Source organism: Mycobacterium sp. ACS1612 (assembly GCF_001667505.1).
GTDB lineage: Bacteria > Actinomycetota > Actinomycetes > Mycobacteriales > Mycobacteriaceae > Mycobacterium.
Window position 1 is genome coordinate 190,109 of sequence record NZ_LZHZ01000051.1, and the last position, 16,776, is coordinate 206,884.

The 16,776-nt window shown below is 65.4% G+C and carries 20 protein-coding genes and 1 pseudogene; 15 read left to right on the top strand and 6 right to left on the bottom strand.

Annotated elements, in window-relative coordinates; translation table 11 throughout:
• Nucleotides 1–840, top strand: coding sequence for a transglutaminase family protein (locus A5724_RS20930; protein WP_067806439.1), 840 nt, complete (start codon nt 1–3; stop codon nt 838–840).
• A gap of 110 nt (nt 841–950) precedes the next feature.
• On the top strand, nt 951–1,856 hold the full coding sequence (locus A5724_RS20935) for an endonuclease domain-containing protein (protein WP_067806441.1): 906 nt from the start codon (nt 951–953) through the stop codon (nt 1,854–1,856).
• A 46-nt stretch (nt 1,857–1,902) separates the two neighbouring features.
• Here A5724_RS20935 and A5724_RS20940 read toward each other — a convergent pair whose 3' ends face one another.
• Nucleotides 1,903–2,388, bottom strand: a complete 486-nt coding sequence (locus A5724_RS20940; RefSeq protein WP_067806443.1) for a MarR family winged helix-turn-helix transcriptional regulator — start codon at nt 2,386–2,388, stop codon at nt 1,903–1,905.
• 89 nt (nt 2,389–2,477) lie between these two features.
• Here A5724_RS20940 and A5724_RS20945 point away from each other — a divergent pair, with 89 nt between their 5' ends.
• Together A5724_RS20945 and A5724_RS20950 are read left to right on the top strand one after the other, a co-directional pair.
• Nucleotides 2,478–3,188, top strand: coding sequence for a hypothetical protein (locus A5724_RS20945; protein ID WP_197518732.1), 711 nt, complete (start codon nt 2,478–2,480; stop codon nt 3,186–3,188).
• Complete coding sequence (locus A5724_RS20950) at nt 3,185–4,060, top strand: TIGR03560 family F420-dependent LLM class oxidoreductase (protein ID WP_067806448.1); 876 nt, start codon at nt 3,185–3,187, stop codon at nt 4,058–4,060. The genes A5724_RS20945 and A5724_RS20950 overlap by 4 nt, the downstream gene beginning before the upstream one ends.
• Here the strand turns inward: A5724_RS20950 and A5724_RS20955 are convergent.
• Complete coding sequence (locus tag A5724_RS20955) at nt 4,027–4,887, bottom strand: ribonuclease Z (protein WP_067806450.1); 861 nt, start codon at nt 4,885–4,887, stop codon at nt 4,027–4,029. The genes A5724_RS20950 and A5724_RS20955 overlap by 34 nt on opposite strands.
• A gap of 176 nt (nt 4,888–5,063) precedes the next feature.
• On the opposite strand from A5724_RS20955, the gene A5724_RS20960 reads away from it, so the two are divergent.
• The 4 genes from A5724_RS20960 to A5724_RS20975 are packed head-to-tail and all read left to right on the top strand — an operon-like array spanning nt 5,064 to nt 9,052.
• Nucleotides 5,064–6,233 carry an aromatic ring-hydroxylating dioxygenase subunit alpha gene (locus A5724_RS20960; protein ID WP_067806457.1) on the top strand — a complete coding sequence of 390 codons (1,170 nt, stop codon included), beginning with the start codon at nt 5,064–5,066 and terminating at the stop codon, nt 6,231–6,233.
• Nucleotides 6,230–7,594: a type III glutamate--ammonia ligase gene (gene glnT, locus A5724_RS20965; RefSeq protein WP_067806460.1), complete on the top strand. Its 1,365-nt coding sequence runs from the start codon at nt 6,230–6,232 to the stop codon at nt 7,592–7,594. The genes A5724_RS20960 and glnT overlap by 4 nt, the downstream gene beginning before the upstream one ends.
• A gap of 2 nt (nt 7,595–7,596) precedes the next feature.
• On the top strand, nt 7,597–8,340 hold the full coding sequence (locus A5724_RS20970; RefSeq protein ID WP_067806463.1) for a creatininase family protein: 744 nt from the start codon (nt 7,597–7,599) through the stop codon (nt 8,338–8,340).
• Nucleotides 8,333–9,052 (top strand): TetR/AcrR family transcriptional regulator, encoded by a 720-nt coding sequence (locus tag A5724_RS20975; protein ID WP_232004915.1) that lies wholly within the window; start codon nt 8,333–8,335, stop codon nt 9,050–9,052. Before A5724_RS20970 ends, A5724_RS20975 begins: the two co-directional genes overlap by 8 nt.
• Here the strand turns inward: A5724_RS20975 and A5724_RS20980 are convergent, their stop codons facing one another.
• Nucleotides 9,053–10,075, bottom strand: coding sequence for an aldo/keto reductase (locus tag A5724_RS20980; RefSeq protein ID WP_067806469.1), 1,023 nt, complete (start codon nt 10,073–10,075; stop codon nt 9,053–9,055).
• A 194-nt stretch (nt 10,076–10,269) separates the two neighbouring features.
• Between A5724_RS20980 and A5724_RS20985 the strand changes: the two genes are divergently transcribed.
• Together A5724_RS20985 and A5724_RS20990 are read left to right on the top strand one after the other, a co-directional pair.
• Complete coding sequence (locus A5724_RS20985) at nt 10,270–10,701, top strand: CBS domain-containing protein (RefSeq protein WP_067806572.1); 432 nt, start codon at nt 10,270–10,272, stop codon at nt 10,699–10,701.
• Nucleotides 10,702–11,307: a GNAT family N-acetyltransferase gene (locus tag A5724_RS20990; RefSeq protein WP_067806473.1), complete on the top strand. Its 606-nt coding sequence runs from the start codon at nt 10,702–10,704 to the stop codon at nt 11,305–11,307.
• On the opposite strand, the gene A5724_RS20995 is transcribed toward A5724_RS20990, so the two are convergent.
• Nucleotides 11,304–11,903, bottom strand: coding sequence for a type II toxin-antitoxin system PemK/MazF family toxin (locus tag A5724_RS20995; protein ID WP_067806476.1), 600 nt, complete (start codon nt 11,901–11,903; stop codon nt 11,304–11,306). The genes A5724_RS20990 and A5724_RS20995 overlap by 4 nt on opposite strands.
• On the opposite strand from A5724_RS20995, the pseudogene lepA reads away from it, so the two are divergent.
• The 3 genes and pseudogenes from lepA to A5724_RS21010 all read left to right on the top strand — a co-directional run bounded on the left by lepA (nt 11,892) and on the right by A5724_RS21010 (nt 15,327).
• Nucleotides 11,892–13,834: pseudogene (gene lepA / locus A5724_RS21000) on the top strand (translation elongation factor 4). The gene A5724_RS20995 and the pseudogene lepA overlap by 12 nt on opposite strands.
• 6 nt (nt 13,835–13,840) lie before the next feature.
• Entirely contained in the window at nt 13,841–14,560 is a 720-nt protein-coding gene (locus A5724_RS21005) for a sensor domain-containing protein (protein ID WP_067806485.1), read from the top strand.
• A gap of 53 nt (nt 14,561–14,613) precedes the next feature.
• Nucleotides 14,614–15,327 (top strand): sensor domain-containing protein, encoded by a 714-nt coding sequence (locus A5724_RS21010; RefSeq protein ID WP_232004916.1) that lies wholly within the window; start codon nt 14,614–14,616, stop codon nt 15,325–15,327.
• A 3-nt stretch (nt 15,328–15,330) separates the two neighbouring features.
• On the opposite strand, the gene A5724_RS21015 is transcribed toward A5724_RS21010, so the two are convergent.
• Together A5724_RS21015 and A5724_RS21020 are read right to left on the bottom strand one after the other, a co-directional pair.
• Nucleotides 15,331–15,633 (bottom strand): DUF202 domain-containing protein, encoded by a 303-nt coding sequence (locus tag A5724_RS21015; RefSeq protein WP_067806487.1) that lies wholly within the window; start codon nt 15,631–15,633, stop codon nt 15,331–15,333.
• Nucleotides 15,630–15,983 (bottom strand): YidH family protein, encoded by a 354-nt coding sequence (locus A5724_RS21020; RefSeq protein WP_067806489.1) that lies wholly within the window; start codon nt 15,981–15,983, stop codon nt 15,630–15,632. Before A5724_RS21020 ends, A5724_RS21015 begins: the two co-directional genes overlap by 4 nt.
• Before the next feature lie 79 nt (nt 15,984–16,062).
• Between A5724_RS21020 and A5724_RS34955 the strand changes: the two genes are divergently transcribed.
• Both A5724_RS34955 and A5724_RS21025 read left to right on the top strand, forming a co-directional pair.
• Nucleotides 16,063–16,194: a hypothetical protein gene (locus A5724_RS34955; RefSeq protein ID WP_255397286.1), complete on the top strand. Its 132-nt coding sequence runs from the start codon at nt 16,063–16,065 to the stop codon at nt 16,192–16,194.
• Nucleotides 16,195–16,233: 39 nt separating this feature from the next.
• On the top strand, nt 16,234–16,653 hold the full coding sequence (locus A5724_RS21025; RefSeq protein ID WP_197518733.1) for a pyridoxamine 5'-phosphate oxidase family protein: 420 nt from the start codon (nt 16,234–16,236) through the stop codon (nt 16,651–16,653).
• Nucleotides 16,654–16,776 lie beyond the last annotated feature (123 nt).

A 16,776-nucleotide genomic window follows, 5' to 3' on the forward strand; every position in this document is an offset into this window, starting at 1 on the left:
ATGTGGCGACTGCGGGTGGTGCATTCGACGGGATATGCCTACAAGTCGCCGGTGACCGCGTCGTTCAACGAGGCGCGGCTGACACCGCGGTCCGACAACAGGCAGAACGTCATCCTCAACCGCGTCGAAACCGTCCCTGCCACAAGGTCATACCGGTACGTCGACTACTGGGGCACTGCGGTCACCGCGTTCGACCTGCACGCCCCACACACCGAGTTGGAGGTGACGTCGAGTTCGGTGGTCGAGACCGATCGTGGCGACATGCCCGCCGACAAGGTGAGTTGGGACGACCTGCACTCCGAACCGGTGATCGATCGGTTCGCCGAAGTGCTCAGCCCCACGCACTACACACCCGACAGCAAGCGGATCAGGCGGGTGGGGGAGCGCATCGCCAAGTACCACGATCCGCAGGAGGCTGTCATCGCCGCGGCCAACTGGGTGAACAGCGAACTGCGATACGTCAAGGGCACCACCGGGGTGCACTCGTCGGGACTGGACGCGCTGCGCGAAGGCAAGGGCGTGTGTCAGGACTTCGCACATCTGACGCTGATTCTATTGCGCGGCATGGGAATTCCGTCCCGCTATGTGTCGGGATATCTGCATCCCAAGCGTAAGGCGGTGATCGGGGACACCATCGACGGGCAGAGCCATGCCTGGGTGCAGGCGTGGACCGGCGGCTGGTGGAACTTCGACCCCACCAACGACAGCGAGATCAACGAGCAATACGTCAGCGTCGGGGTGGGCCGCGACTATTCCGATGTCACCCCGCTCAAAGGGATCTATTCAGGTGAGGGTTCGACCGACCTCGACGTGGTCGTGGAGATCACGCGCCTGGCCTAGCTCCGCTGGCGGCGCGAACGTTCCTTACCGCTCGAAATTTCGTCAAATTTTCGAGCGGTAAGGAACGTTCGCCGTGGGAACGGATCCGACGCGGTTGCCGTCTTACCAGCATGCTTCCATTCATCGGTAGTGAGGCGCTGGCGGCGGGCATCGTCAATCGCTATCAACTCGCAACCTGTTACGACGCCGTCTATCGCGATGTGTACGTGCCGAAGGCACAGAAGTTGAGTGCAGCGGATAGAGCCATCGCCGCGTGGCTTTGGTCGAAAAGGCGTGCTACCGCGGCGGGTTTATCCGCTGCGGCCTTACATGGAAGCCGTTGGCTCGACGCTGAACTGCCCGCGGAGCTCAATCAAACGCATCGTCACAAGACGAAGGGCATCGTGTTGCACAGCGACGTTCTGAGTGAGGATGAGGTGTGCGCGGTCATGGGTGTGCCGGCGACCACGCCCGCGCGCACCGCATACGACTTGGGCCGACGGAGCGGACTGACGGCAGCGGTCATCCGGATAGACGCGTTGATGCAAGCCACCGATCTCAAGGCAACAGAGATCGAGGCGCTCGCCGAGCGCCATCGCGGCGCGCGTGGCATAGTGCAGTTGCGGGAAGCGACCATGCTGTCAGACACAGGCGCCGAGTCGCCGCAGGAAACGCGTACCCGCTTGATTTTGACATTCGCGGGCTTGAGACCGAAGCGCACACAGATCGAAGTGTTCGACAGGTTCGGCGAATTCGTCCATCGCATCGACATGGGCTGGGATGACTGGATGGTCGGTGTCGAGTACGACGGCGCGCAGCATTGGACCGACCCCGACGTTCGCGACAACGACATCGAGGTGCAGGCAGTGCTCGAGGCGATGGGATGGCGGATCATTCGCGTCAGTGCGGGCATGGTCCGGTACCGACCGAGCACAATCATTGCGCGTACCCGAGCTGCGTTACATGCCGCTGGTGCGCCGCTGGAGTTGCCGAACGTTCCTTACCGCTCGAAAATTTGGCGAAATTTCGAGCGGTAAGGAACGTTCGCGCCCGGGCCAGCAGCGCCCGGGCCAGCCCGCCCGGCTAGCGCGAGTTCGCGCGGCCCAGCGTGCGGTAGCCCGGGTGGACGTGCGGCGTCAGGCCCTGCGCTTCGGCGACGATCGACAACAGCTCCCGCAACGTGTCGCGCTGTGAGCCGTCGAGCCCCGCGGTCATGATCCGCTCGTGCTGACGACCCAACTCACCGATCTTCGTCATCACCTTCTTGCCCGCCGCAGTCAGATACAGCGCGTGCAGGCGACGGTCATCGGGGTTACGTCGCCGCTCGACGTAACCGCGGTCCTCCAGCTCGTCGACATACGCGACGACGCGGCTCGGTAACAGGCCCAACTGTGCGCTGAGTGCCTGCTGACTGCGGCCGGGTTCGGATGCGATCGCCCGCAGGATCCCCGCGTGCGGCGGCGTCAGCTCGATCGAGGCGATCAACTCGGCGAACACCGACGCTGACCGGTGGCCCAGTTGCGACAACAGGAACGCCACCGGGTCACCGTCGGGGGAAGATGCTGGCACGAAGTTGATCGTATCAGCAATGAACGATTTACTAGCCGAATCGATGACAGCCCTTGTCTCGCATCAAGATCAGGCATACCGTTCACATTATGAACGATTCATCTCCGAATACGAATGCGCGGCCGACGCAGGCGGGCCCGCCGCTCGCCCCGCTCGCGGCGATCTCGCTGGGCCTGCTGCTGGCGGGTCTGGTCGTCGGCGTCGTGCTCGCCGGCGGTGTGATGCCGCTGCCCTACGGTTCGGCCGCCGAAATCCAGGACTACGTCATGGCCAACCATGCCGCGGCGGTCGCGATCGCCGTCGGCACGTTCGGGTCGTCGATCCCACTGGCTATCTATGCCGCCACCGCGAGTGCGCGACTGCGCCAACTCGGCATCACCGCGCCGGGGGCGACGATCGCGTTGGCGGGCGGACTGTTGGCGTCGACCGGACTCGGGCTGTCGGGTCTGCTGGTGTGGACCCTGTCGCGGCCGGAGGTCACCTCCGAGCCTGCGTTGACGCGCGCGCTGTACTACCTGACGTATCTGACCGGCGGCGCGTGGCATGTGGTCGCACTCGGCCTGCTGATCGCGGGTATCGCGGTGCCCGGCCTGGTCGTCGCCCTGCTGCCGCGGGGCGTCGCGCTGACAGGTTTGGCCATCGCGGCGCTCGCCGAACTCGCCACGCTGGTCCTGATCTGGGAGCGGCTGTCGCCGCTGTTGCCGGTCGCCCGGTTCACCGGCCTTCTGTGGCTGATCGTGGCAGGCGCGATGCTGCCGTTGCGCAGGGCCAACAAGCAGCAGGCGGTGGCCCGATCATGAAACTCAGTGTGAGCGTGACGAATTACTCGTGGTCCGACCGGATCGACGACCACCTGCGAACGCTCGCCGACGCCCTGGACGACACGGCTGTCGACACGCTATGGGTGCCCGACCACCTGCTGCAGGCCGACCCGGCCAGCCGACTCGACGAACCGATGCTCGAGGCGTACACGACGCTCGGTTACCTCGCTGCGGTCACATCGCGGATCCGCCTCGGCGCCATGGTCACTGCCGCGACGTTCCGCGCGCCCGCATTGCTGATTAAGGCCGTCACCACACTCGACGCGCTGTCGGCAGGTCGGGCGTGGCTGGGCCTCGGCGCGGGCTACAACGCCGACGAAGCCCGCGCGATGGGACTGTTCCTGCCCGACACCGCCGAGCGGTTCGACCGCATGACGGAGTTGCTGCGGCTGGCGCGGCAGATGTGGGACGGCGACGAATCCGCTTTCCGCGGCAGGTATTCGGTGCTCGAGCATCCCGTCGGCAGTCCGCGGCCGGTGACGCGACCACCGGTGCTGATCGGCGGCACCGGACAGCGCCGCACGCTGCGGTTGGTCGCCGAATACGGCGACGCGTGCAATCTGTTCGACCTGCCCGACGGTGGCGCCGCGATCCGCAACCAGTTAGACGTGCTCGACCGGCACTGCGCAGACGTCGGTAGGCCCCCTGAGCAGATCGAGCGCACGGTGACCACGGCGCTCGAGGAGGGTGAGGGCGTCGACGACCTCACTGAAAGATGTCGCGCCCTCGGACGCCTCGGAATACAACACGTCGTGCTGATCGCACGGGGACGACCACTGACCGAAACCGACATCAACAGCGTTGCGGCCTCCGCCGATCAGCTGGCCGATTTGGTGCACACTCCCGGGTGAATCTCGACCCGGTGCAAGTCGTCACCCAATTCGATCTGCCGGTCGAACTCGCTGGCCGCCAGCGCGCGCCAGTCGTCCTCCTGACCGGGTTGGATGGCGGGCACGTAGTGAGTGAGGATCAGGATGCCGACGCCGGCGCGCGCAGCGGTGGCCGCAGCCTGTTCGACAGACGAGTGGTAATCGCAGATGTCGCGGATGCGTTGCATCGGCAGCTTCTCGATCAGGTCGTGCCGAATCACGGTGTGCACCAAGCCGCCAGCCCCTGAAGCGAGCGCATCGAGACTCTCGCACGGAACAGTATCGCCGGCCAGCACCACCGACGCGCCGCCGTGTTCGACGCGGAATCCGATGGTCGGGGCGACGGGCCGGTGGTCGGTGGGCGCCACCCGGATCGTCACGACGTCGCGATCCCACACCATGCCGTCGGTGTGCTCGTGCACCTCGACGGCGGGTGGCGACGTCAGATCGGCGTGGTGCGCGATCCGGTAGCCGATGTCGAAACCGAACGCCTTGAGCGTCGCGTCGACCACCTCGGCCGTGCCGGGCGGCCCGATGATGGGGAACGGCACCGGATTTGGATCAAACGTCGAGATCCAGCGGGTGATCAACAGGTCACCGAGGTCGGCGATGTGATCGCTGTGCAGATGCGTCAGCAGCAGCGCTGTCAACCCGTTCGCGCCGATGCCGGCGGCCGTCATCCGTTGCTGCACACCGCGGCCGCAGTCGACCAGAAACGTCTGCCCGCCCGCCCGCACCAGCGTGGACGGCCCGGCGCGCCTGGCGTCGGGAATCGGACTTCCGGTGCCGAGCAGCGTGACCTCGATCATGCTGTCATTCCTACCGCTTTCAGGCGCGTCAGAAAGTCGAAACGTTGGTTTCAATACTGTATTGAAGAGCGTGCTGAAAAATCCTTGTGAGCAGCCACCTCAGGTCTCGAAGAGTTTCAATAGGTCATTTACGGCTCGGAAACGGGGCCGCAACAGAGCGCCCATAGCGTCGGGCCATGACATTCGACTACTCCCGCCTGACGGCCACCTGTGCTGTGGAGTCACCCGATGAGGCGGTCACCCTGCCACCCGAGGCCTACGTCAGCGACGAGCTCTACGCCGCCGAAGTGGACCGCATCTTCAAGCGCGGGTGGATCCCCTTGTGTCGTGTCGAGCAGGTGGCCACACCAGGCAGCTACTACAGCATCGACGTCCTTGGCGTCCCGCTGGTCGTCACCCGCGATCGGCACTCCGAGATCCGGGTGCTGTCGCGCAACTGCACGCACCGCTGGATGGAGGTGTGCAGCGGCGCTGGGGAAGCCAACGTGCTGCAGTGCCCGTACCACCTGTGGTCGTTCGGGCTGGACGGCCACCTCGCAGGCGCACCCGAGATGAAGAAGTCACCCGGCTTCGACCGAAATGACTATCCGCTCAGGAAGTTCCGCCACGAAGTGTGGAAGGGCTTCGTGATGGTGAACTTCGACGGCAAGGCGGATTCACTGGCCAGCCAGTACGCCGCGCTGGACGCCATCGTCGACCCGTACGACCTGGAGAACTACCAGACCGTCGAGCAGACCGACTGGGGAGTCTGCGACTGGGACTGGAAGATCATGGTGGACAACTTCATGGAGTGCTACCACCACATGGGTCCACACCGCGGATCCCTCGAGGAGCGGTTTCCGGCGTCGCTGAGCTTCACCGGTGAAGTCGGGGACTACTTCACCACGATGTGGTCGCAGCAGAAGCCCGAGTATCCCGCGGATCCGCCGTTCCTGTCGCCGGGCGCGGACACGTTGACCGCGCAGCACAAAGACCGGTCGCTGATCTTCATCGGCTACCCACTGCTGCAGATCGCGATGGGACCGGCATACATGTACTGGCTCAAGGTACTTCCGCTCGGTGCTGGCAAGATCGAACTACAACTCGACATCTGCATGTCACCGGCCTCGCTGGCCGCACCCGATGTCGAGGCGCGCCGCAGCGAGTTGGTCAAGTTGATCTGCGACATCCACCGTGAAGACCTCGACGTCTGCGCCGCGGTACAGCGCGCCGTGCGGGCAGGCGTCACCAGCACGGGCCGCCTGTCGCATCTCGAGCGGCCGTTGTGGGAGTTCTACCGCTACCTCGGCCGTGAACTCGGACTCCTCAATCCCACAACGACTCTCGCTACGGCAGGATGCCCATGACCACCACACTGAACGGCCAAAGCGCCAGCACCGCCTCTGACGTCGCGCACGAACTCGCAGCCAAGGGCGTCAAGTACGCGGCGATCAGCTTCGTCGACATGCACGGGAAACCGAAGTGCAAGATGGTGCCGCTCGGCCACCTCACCCAGGCGGCACTGGGTTCCGAGATGTTCACCGGCGCCGCGCTCGACGGCGTGCCGCAAGACGTCAACGACGACGAGGTCGCCCCGCACCCCGACCTCGCACAGCCGATCATCATGCCGTTCAACCGCGAGGTCGCCTGGTTCCCAGGCGATCTGTGGATCGGCGACAACCCGTTCGAAGCGTGCAGCAGACAGATCCTCAAACGCGTCACCGCCGATGCGGCGACGCTGGGATACACGTTCAACCTCGGCATCGAGACAGAGTTCTTCCTGCTCACCGATACCGAGAAGCCCGGCCCCGCCAGCCCCGACGACAACCTCGACAAGCCCTGCTACGACCTGCGCACCATGCTGCACAACTATCCGGTAGTCGACGAGATCGTCTCCGCGATGAACGAATTGGGCTGGGACGTTTACTCGTTCGACCACGAAGACGGCAACGGCCAGTTCGAGACCGACTTCACGTACACCAACGTGGTGTCCATGGCCGACCGGTTGGTGTTCTTCCGGATGATGGTCGGCGAGATCGCCCGCAAGTACGGCCTGTTCGCGTCGTGGATGCCCAAACCGTTCGCCGACCGCACCGGAAGCGGCGCGCACTACAACATGTCGCTCGCCGACTCGGCCGGGGTGAATCTGTTTGCCGCCGAGGATGATCCGCGCGGTTGCGGATTGTCCGCGCTCGGCTACCAGTTCATCGCGGGTGTGTTGCGGCACGCCGACGCCATCTGTGCGGTCATCGCGCCGACCGTCAACAGTTACAAGCGACTGGTCAAGCAGGGCAGCATGTCGGGTTTGACCTGGGCGCCGGTGTTCGCCTGCTACGGCGATAACAACCGGACGAACATGTTGCGCATCCCGAGGGCCGGCGGACGCGTCGAATGCCGCGCCGCCGACAGCGCCAACAATCCCTACCTGGGCGGTGCGCTGATGTTGGCGGCCGGGCTCGAAGGCATTCGGGAGGGTCTCGATCCCGGTGAGCCCAACCGGGACAACCTCTACCGGCTCACCGAACCCGACTTGGCGGCGCGTGGCATCGGTTGGCTGCCACGCTCGCTCGGTGAGGCGATCGACGCGCTCGAGGCCGACCCGCTGGTGCGCAACGTGTTCGGGGACGCAATGTTCGACTCGTTCGTCGCCGAGAAGCGCGCCGAATGGGACAGCTACAGCGCGCACGTTTCGTCGTGGGAGACGGATCGCTATCTGAGGTTCTGGTGACCATGACGCATATGTGGGATGAGTTGACGTCGGCGCAGTTGGCCGCTCGTCTGGCGGCCGACCCGGAGTGTGTCGCGCTGATTCCTGTCGGCGCCACCGAGCAACACGGCCCGCACCTGCCGGTCGGCACCGACACCATCGTCGCGGCCGCGCTCGCCGATGCTGCGGCGGGGCGGGTGGCGGTGGTCCTGCCGCCGCTTGCGTTCGGCGCCAGCTTCTTTCACGGCACCCGGATGCCGGGCACGGTCGGGTTCTCTGGTGAGGAGACCGCGGCGACGGCCTTCCGGGTGGCGGAGGCATGTGTGGACTCCGGTTTCCGGCGAGTGCTGTTCGTCAACGGCCACGTCGGTAACGCGGCCCCGCTGTGGATCGCATGCGACCGCTTCCGGCGCGAGTTTCCCGATGTGCGCGTCGGTGTCATGCAGTGGTGGGACCTGACTCCGGACATCGCGCGACGGGCGACCGAAGACGCGGTGGACTGGCACGCCAACGCCGCCGAGACCTCACTGATGCTGGTGCTGCGCCCGGAACTCGTCGACACCGACAGGGTGCGCAACGCCGATGATCCCGACCGCACCGAGGGCACGGTGTTCCGTTACGGCGTGCAGCACGTCTCGACCAATGGGGTGACCGGGCATCCGTCGCGGGCATCCAAGTCGATGGGTCTGGAACTGTGGCGCGACGTGGTCGACGCGGCGCGCGACGTGGTCGAGCGTGCGCACAGCGAACAGGCCCCGCTTGGCTAAACTCACCGCCATCGGAAGACCACGCAACAACGCCGCCACCGCGCCGACAACGTCACCTCGCAGCGACATCGTCAACGCGGCCACCAAGCTGTTCTCCGAAAAGGGCTACGCCCAAACGACTATGAGCGATATCGCGCGCGCGTCGGGGCTGCAGCAGTCGTCGCTGTACTACTGGTTCCGCAACAAAGAGCAGCTGTTGGGAGAGGCGCTGCTGGTGAATCGGACGCCGTTGAAGTTCATCGCCGAGGTCGGGGCCGGGTCTGGGCCGCCGGCGGTCAAGCTGTACCGGCTGCTGCGGTTCGACACCATGCAGTTGGCGTTGTCGCCGATCGACTTCAACGAAATTCAGCGCATCGCACACGATCAGCGCGCTGAATTCCACCAGTTCTGGACGGATTACGAGCGGCTGAAGAACTGGGTGGTCGACCTGATCGGGGCCGCGATCAGCGAGGGCAAGTTCATCGATTGCGACCGCGAGGAAACGGCAGGCCTGCTGCTGAACTTCGACGAAGGCGCGCAGAAGCGCACCCGACTGCACACCGATCAGACCGACCGCGCCGACGAGGCGATCCGGGTCGGTGAGCAAGTGGCCACCATCGCCGTGCGCGGACTGCTCAAGCGGCCGAGCGAGATCAGCAGGATCAGCGCGCAGGCCGCGCAATTCGACGACGCGTCGATCGCGCTTCGGGTGACGCGGCCGCAACCGGACTGACTACTCCCTGCCGCCCGACACGAAGCTCATGTCGGCGAACCGATTTCCCGACACCGCCGCGCCCGCGGCGTCCAACGCCGTCAGCTGCTCGGGGGTCAGTTCAACACTCAGCGAGCCGAGGTTCTCCTCGACGCGCTCGGCCCGACGCGTGCCAGGGATCGGCACCGACGCCACGCCGAGGGCCTGCGCGCGATACCGCAGCCACGCCAGCGCGACCTGAGCCGCCGTCGCGCCCTGTTGTTCGGCGATCGACCTGACCACCTCGACGACGGCCAGGTTGGCGTCCAGTGCGTCCCCGCTGAATCTCGGCATGGTCTTGCGGAAGTCGTTCGGCGACGACAGGTCGGCCGCCGAGCGCACGGTCCCGGTCAGGAAGCCGCGCCCCAGCGGCGAATACGGAACGAACCCGACGCCGAGTTCCGCGGCCGCAGGCACGACGTTGCGTTCGACGTCGCGACTCCAGATCGACCACTCGCTCTGCACCGCGGCGATCGGATGCACCGCGACCGCAGCGCGCAGTTCGTCGGCGGTGACCTCGGACAGTCCGAGGTGGCGGACCTTGCCTGCGGCCACCAATTCGGCCATGGCGCCGACGGTTTCCTCGATCGGCACACTCACGTCGCGGCGGTGCATGTAGTAGAGGTCGACGACGTCGGTCTGCAACCGCTGCAGGCTCTCATCGATAGCCTGCCGGACGTACGCCGCGTCGCCACGTACGCCGATCTCGCCCGCGGCGCGCTCGGCGGGATTGCCCTGGATGCCGAACTTGGTCGCCAGCGTCACCTCGTCGCGGCGCTTTGCGAGCAGCTTGGAGATCAGCTTCTCGTTGTTACCGCCGCCGTAGATGTTGGCGGTGTCGATGAACGTGACGCCCAAGTCGACGGTGCGATTCAGCGTGGCAAGCGACTCTGCGTCGTCGACTTCTCCGTATACCGGGGTCAGCGCCATCGCGCCGAATCCGATCGCACTGACAGTTAATCCATCACCCAATTCGACTGTGGGCACGGTGTTGGCACTTGTCATGGCCTGTCCTAACGACTCACGCCGAAACGGTATTCCAGCACGGTTCTACTCGCACTTTCCGTGCTGGAATACCGTTTCGGCGCTTTTGGCGGCAGCCCGCCCGCCATGGACGTGATCCGGTTGCAACCCGGATTTGCTTTCGAAGCCGCGCTGTCCGCCTTAACCTGTGAATTAGGTCACGAGTGGAGGCTTCGATGCGTATCGCGGACGTGTTGCGGACCAAGGGGGCGTCGGTGGCGACGATCACCCCGGAAACGTCGGTCGCCGGTCTGCTCACCGAGCTGACAGTGCACAACATCGGCGCGATGGTCGTGATGTCGCAGGACGGGTTGGTCGGCATCGTGTCGGAGCGCGACGTCGTGCGCAAGCTGCACGAACTCGGCACCGATATCTTGCACCGGCCGGTGTCCGACATCATGACCACGGTCGTAGTCACCTGCACACCGGAGGATTCGGTCGACAGCCTCACCGCGCTGATGACCGAAAATCGCGTCCGGCACGTGCCTGTCGTCGTCAATGGGCGGCTGTCGGGCATCGTCAGCATCGGCGACGTGGTCAAGAACCGGATGGAAGAACTCGAGGCCGAGCAGCAGCATCTGCAGGCCTACATCACCCAGGGTCGCTGAATGCCGGTCGACGTCCGCCCACTCCTGCGGCGCGACGTCCGTGCCGCGGCAGGTGTGCTCGGGCGCGCGTTCTACGACGACCCGGTGACGATGTGGATGGTGCCCGACAACGAGGCACGGGCGAAGGCGTTGCCGCGCGGCTTCGCTACGTTGGCGCGCCGACATTTTCTGTCGCGCGGCGGGTCTGAAGTAGCCAGCCGCGACGACGTGATCGGCGGTGCGACGCTGTGGGATCCGCCAGGACAGCGCAAGGACTCGCGGTGGGAGAAGTTGTCGATGGTGCCGGGGTTCGTGCGGGCGTTCGGCCGGCGCAGCGCGCGGATGGAACAGGTCGTCACCCTGATGGAGGAACACCATCCCGACGAGCCGCACTGGTATTTGATGCTGATCGGAAGCGACCCCACGGTCCGCGGCGCCGGCTTCGGCCAGGCGCTGATGCATTCGCGCCTTGACCGCTGCGACGCCGAGGCCGCGCCCGCCTATCTGGAGGCCAGCAAGCCGGATCTGGTGCCCTACTACTCGCGGTTCGGCTTCGAGGTCACCGGCGAGATCAAGCTGCCCGACGGCGGGCCGAGCATGTTCCCCATGTGGCGCGATCCGCGCTAGCTCCAGGAATACTCGGCGCGCAACCGGGCGGCCACCACCTCGAACACCTCGCGATCCAGGATCGCGCCTTCGCGGCGGATGCCCTCCTCCGGCACGTCGAGCACCCGGTCCAACCGCACCCAGCTGGCGCGACCTTCGTAGTCCCAGGGGCCGGTGCCGATGCCGACCCATTCCGGGTCGTTGCGGTGATGGTCCTGGCTGGACAGCATCAGGCCGAGCAGCGTCGAGCGGTCGCGGCCCACCACCAGCACCGGCCGGTCCTTCCCGCGGGTCGGGTCGTCCTCGTAAACCACCCACGTCCAGACGATCTCGCCGGGATCGGCGCGGCCGTCGAGGTCGGGGGCGTACACCAGCTTGCGGGCCCGGTGCGCGGTCGGAACGCTGGTGTTGGTGACCGGTCGGCCTGCCGTGATCGCGGGCCGCTCCTCGGTGGCCGCGTTGGACAGCGCGTCGATGCCGATCTTGATGCTGGTCTGGATGCCGGACTGCAGCTGTTGGCGGATGAACTTCGGCGCCTCGTTGAAGACGAGATTCTCCGCGAACCGCTGAACCGTCTGCTGGAAGTTTTTCCATGGCGGAGCCATATTTCCGAGCATAAGGGACCGCTGCCCGTCGCGATTGTGTCGAGACGGCCTTGCCTCGATACCCTGGTAGTGCACATTCGACCGGCCAGCAGGAGATTCCCATCAGCACTTTCGCCGACCAGACATTCACGGCGCCGGCGCAGATTCGGAACTTCTGCATCATCGCCCATATCGACCACGGCAAGTCGACGCTGGCGGACCGCATGCTGCAACTCACCGGTGTCGTCGACGAGCGGTCGATGCGGGCGCAATACCTCGACCGGATGGACATCGAGCGCGAACGCGGCATCACAATCAAGGCCCAAAACGTAAGGCTGCCCTGGAAGGTCGATGACACCGACTACGTCCTGCACCTGATCGACACCCCGGGCCACGTCGACTTCACCTACGAGGTGTCGCGCGCGCTGGAGGCCTGCGAGGGCGCGGTGCTGCTGGTCGACGCGGCCCAAGGCATCGAAGCGCAGACGCTGGCCAACCTCTACCTGGCGCTGGACCGCGACCTGCACATCATCCCGGTGCTCAACAAGATCGACCTGCCCGCCGCCGACCCGGAGCGCTACGCCGCCGAACTGGCCCACATCATCGGCTGCGAACCGACCGATGTGCTGCGCGTTTCGGGTAAGACCGGCGAAGGCGTCGCCGACCTGCTGGACCACGTAGTCCGCGAGGTCCCGCAGCCGGTCGGTGACCCCGACGCGCCGACCAGGGCGATGATCTTCGACTCCGTCTACGACACGTACCGCGGCGTGGTCACCTACGTCCGCGTGGTCGACGGCAAGATCGTCCCGCGTGAGCGGATCAAGATGATGTCCACCGGCGCCACCCATGAGCTGCTGGAAGTCGGCATCGTCTCACCGGAACCGAAGGCCGCCGCCGGCCTTGGTGTCGGGGAGGTCGGCTACCTGATCACCGGCGTGAAGGACGTGCGCCAGTCGAAGGTCGGTGACACGGTGACGACCGCGCGCAACGGAGCCGTCGAACCGCTGACCGGGTACCGCGAACCGCGACCGATGGTGTATTCGGGCCTCTATCCCGTCGACGGCTCCGACTACCCGGACCTGCGCGATGCGCTGGACAAGCTGCAACTCAACGACGCCGCGCTGACCTACGAGCCGGAAACCTCGGTGGCCTTGGGCTTCGGGTTCCGCAGCGGCTTCCTCGGCCTGCTGCACATGGAGATCACCCGTGAGCGGCTCGAGCGTGAATTCGATCTCGACCTGATCTCCACGTCCCCGAACGTGGTGTACCGGGTCGTGAAGGAGGACGGCGAGGAGCTTCTCGTCACCAACCCCTCGGATTGGCCCGACGGAAAGATCCGCACGGTGTACGAGCCGGTGGTCAAGACGACGATCATCGCGCCGAGCGAATTCATCGGCACGATCATGGAACTGTGCCAGTCGCGCCGCGGTGAACTCGGCGGCATGGATTATCTGTCGCCGGAGCGCGTCGAGCTGCGTTACACAATGCCGTTGGGGGAGATCATCTTTGACTTCTTCGACGCGTTGAAGTCACGCACCCGCGGCTACGCCAGCCTCGACTACGAGGAGGCAGGCGAGCAGGAAGCCGATCTGGTGAAGGTCGACATTCTGTTGCAGGGTGAGGCGGTCGACGCGTTCAGCGCGATCGTGCACAAGGAATCTGCATACGCCTACGGCAACAAGATGACCACCAAACTCAAGGAGCTGATTCCGCGTCAGCAGTTCGAGGTTCCGGTGCAGGCCGCGATCGGTTCCAAGATCATTGCTCGCGAAAACATCCGCGCAATCCGCAAAGACGTGCTATCGAAGTGTTACGGCGGCGACATCACGCGTAAGCGCAAGCTGCTGGAGAAACAAAAAGAAGGCAAGAAACGGATGAAGACCATCGGCCGGGTCGAGGTGCCGCAGGAGGCGTTCGTCGCCGCGCTGTCCACCGACGCCCCGGCCGACAAGGCCAAGAAGTAGGTAGCCATGCGCTCAACCCGGCCCGTTTTCGTGGCGTTGAGCGCGTGCGCCTTGCTTGCGGGTTGTTCGTCCACCCCGGCCGACGCCCCACCGACCGTTCACATCGCCGAGGCCGCCAAGCCATCACCGTCGCGGCCGCTCACCCAGGCGCTGCCCACCGTGGACGAACTGGCCACCATCCTCGGCAGCCCAGGCTTCCTGGGCCAGGTGGTCAACGGTGGCCCCGATCTGTTGCTGCAGAGCGTCGGCGAATCGGAGGCGATGCCGGTCGACTGCGTCAGCGCCGGCTACCGGCTGGAAAAGGTGGCGTACAAGGCGAGCCCGGTGCAGTCCGTGGCGAGCCAGTCGTGGATCGGCGGCGACCAGAACGGCCCGACGTACTCGGGTTTCTTCGGTGCGGTGAAGTTCGACTCCGTCGTCGACGCCCAAGCCTTCCTGGCCGCGACGGCCGACAAATGGCACCGCTGCAACGGCCAGACGCTGGTGCTGCATCAGCCCGAACACGGCGCCGACGGAGTCAGCAGGATCACCGATGTCTCGGTGGCCGACAGGATCGTGTCGGCGGTCGTGTTACACAACGACGGCTCGACGGTGCAGCGGGCGCTCGGCGTCGCATCGGATTGTGTTGTGGACGTGGAGGTTACGAACCCATCCAACCTCACCGGCGGTGACGCGGCAGGAGCCGTCGGCGTCGCGAACCTGATGCTGCAGAAGATCGGCGGCTAGCAGGAGATGACAGCCAGCCGACGCGTCGGCTTCCGGTCGGTGACAATAGCGCGGTGATCTTCCTCCGCTCGGCTAGCAGGGCATGCGCGGTCGCGACCGCCATCGCGGCGTCGGCGCTGCTCTCCGGGTGCATGAACACGGTGTCAGGAACGGCGGTGCGCGCGCAGCACGCCGCGCCCGTGGACGTGCAGCCGCTGACCGAGGCGAAGCTCGCCGACGTGCTGCTCTCGATTGGCGAACTCAACGGCATCATGGGTTCGACCCAGATGAGGGTCACCAGCGAGCTGCAGGACATGACCGACCACTCCGCTGAGGTGTCCGATCCCGATTGCCTCGGCGCGATCTACGGCGCGGAAGAACCGGTGTATGCCGGCAGCGGCTGGACCGCCATGCGCGATCAGGTGGCACGCGAACCCGGCGAGGACAACGAACACTGGGTGGAGCAGACGGTGGTGCTCTACCCCACGGCGGAGAAGGCGCAGAAGTTCTTCGACGAGTCGACGTCGACATGGCAGAACTGCGCGGGCTACTCGGTTTCGGTGGACGACCTCTCGGCCGCGTACCTGTGGCAGATCGACGAGGTGACGTCCGAGGACAGTCTGATCACCCAGATGACCGCGCAGGAGGAGGCCAACGGGTGGGCCTGCCAGCACGCGTTGTCGGTGGTCTCGAATGTCACCGTCGAAGCGTGGGCGTGCGGCTACAGCGTCAAGGATGAGGCGGCGACGATCGCCAACGACATGGTTGCCAAAGCGGCAAGGAAGTAGCGCTCAAACCGCAAGCGCCGCACCGCTGATCAGGATCAGTGCGAGAACGGCGGCGCCGGTCAGGTAGACCTCGCGCTGGGGTGAGATCCGGTCGGGAAGTGGGCGCGAAGCCAGAATCCGCTGGCGTCGAACGCCGATCAGGTAGGTGGCGACGGCGAGCAGGGCCGCGGCAGCGGCCGCCGCGATGTGCATCCCGCTGCGGGTTTCCTTGAGCGACAACAGAAGACCATTGGCCAGGACCGCCAACGACGTTCGCGACCACGCCAGGCTGGTTCGTTGGGGTTGGGTCTCGCTGTTGGTCGTCAACTGGCTGCCTCGACGATGACCAAGCCGACCGTGAGAAGACCGATCAACAACAGCCCGATGCCGAGATACATGGGTGTCGGGTGGCGCGGCAGTGGTTGGTCGCGGCGCATGGCGCGATCGACTTGTCGCCAGCGCACGATGCCCATGCCCGCGGTGAGTATTGCCAGCAACGCCAAGAAGATTCCGAGCACGTGACGGGCGCCGGCGATCGACAATTCGGGAACCAACTGGACGATCGCCACGGCGGCGGCCAGCAGACCCAGCGCGGTGCGCTGCCACGCCAGGAAAGTGCGTTCGTTGGCCAGCGTGAAGCGATAGTCAGGTTCGACCTCGACCTCGTCCTGGGCCACTGGTTCAACTTATCCGATGGTTGCATCCACTCTGATTTGAATGCTTATCAGTTGTCCTGCAGATGCATAGCCTTCGGTCGTGGTCGACGATGCGTATCCGACGGCTCCGGACGGACCGATGCTCACCGACGTGCCGCTCACCGCCGCGTGGGCATGGGTCGTCCTCGCGTTGGGGGTGGCCCTCGTCGCCGTCGGCGGGCTGATGGTGTGACGGGGAATGTGACGCTCGACTCATCGGTTGCCTCGTTACATGGCGACGATGACCCCGGAGGATCGCGAGAAATTCCTGGCTGAAGATCGTGTGGGCGTGATCGCGGTGGAGCGGCCGGGCCGTGCACCGCTGAGTGTGCCGATCTGGTACGGCTACCACCCCGGTGGCGAGGTGCTGCTGTGGACCGATTCCGGCACCCTCAAGCACCGACTGTTGCGAGACGCGGGCCGATTCTCGATCACCGTGCAAGACGAGCAGCCGCCGTATGAATACGTCACCGCCGAGGGCGACATCACCGGCATCGACGCCGCGAGCGATGCCGACGTCCGCCCGATCGCAATCCGCTATCTCGGCGAGGATGCTGGCAACCAGTTCACCGACCAGAACCTGACGCCGACTTCCATCGTCATCCGGATGCGGCCGCGGCGCTGGCTCGGCGTCGACTACTCCGACGATTAGATCAGCTCGATGTCGTAGCGCCGCAACCAGTTTGATGGAGCGCCTGTTTCTTAGAGTTTTCTTCGGTTCGGCACTCGAGTTTCCTTAAAGGTCGAACATATGTTCGAGTCATGGGTGGGGATG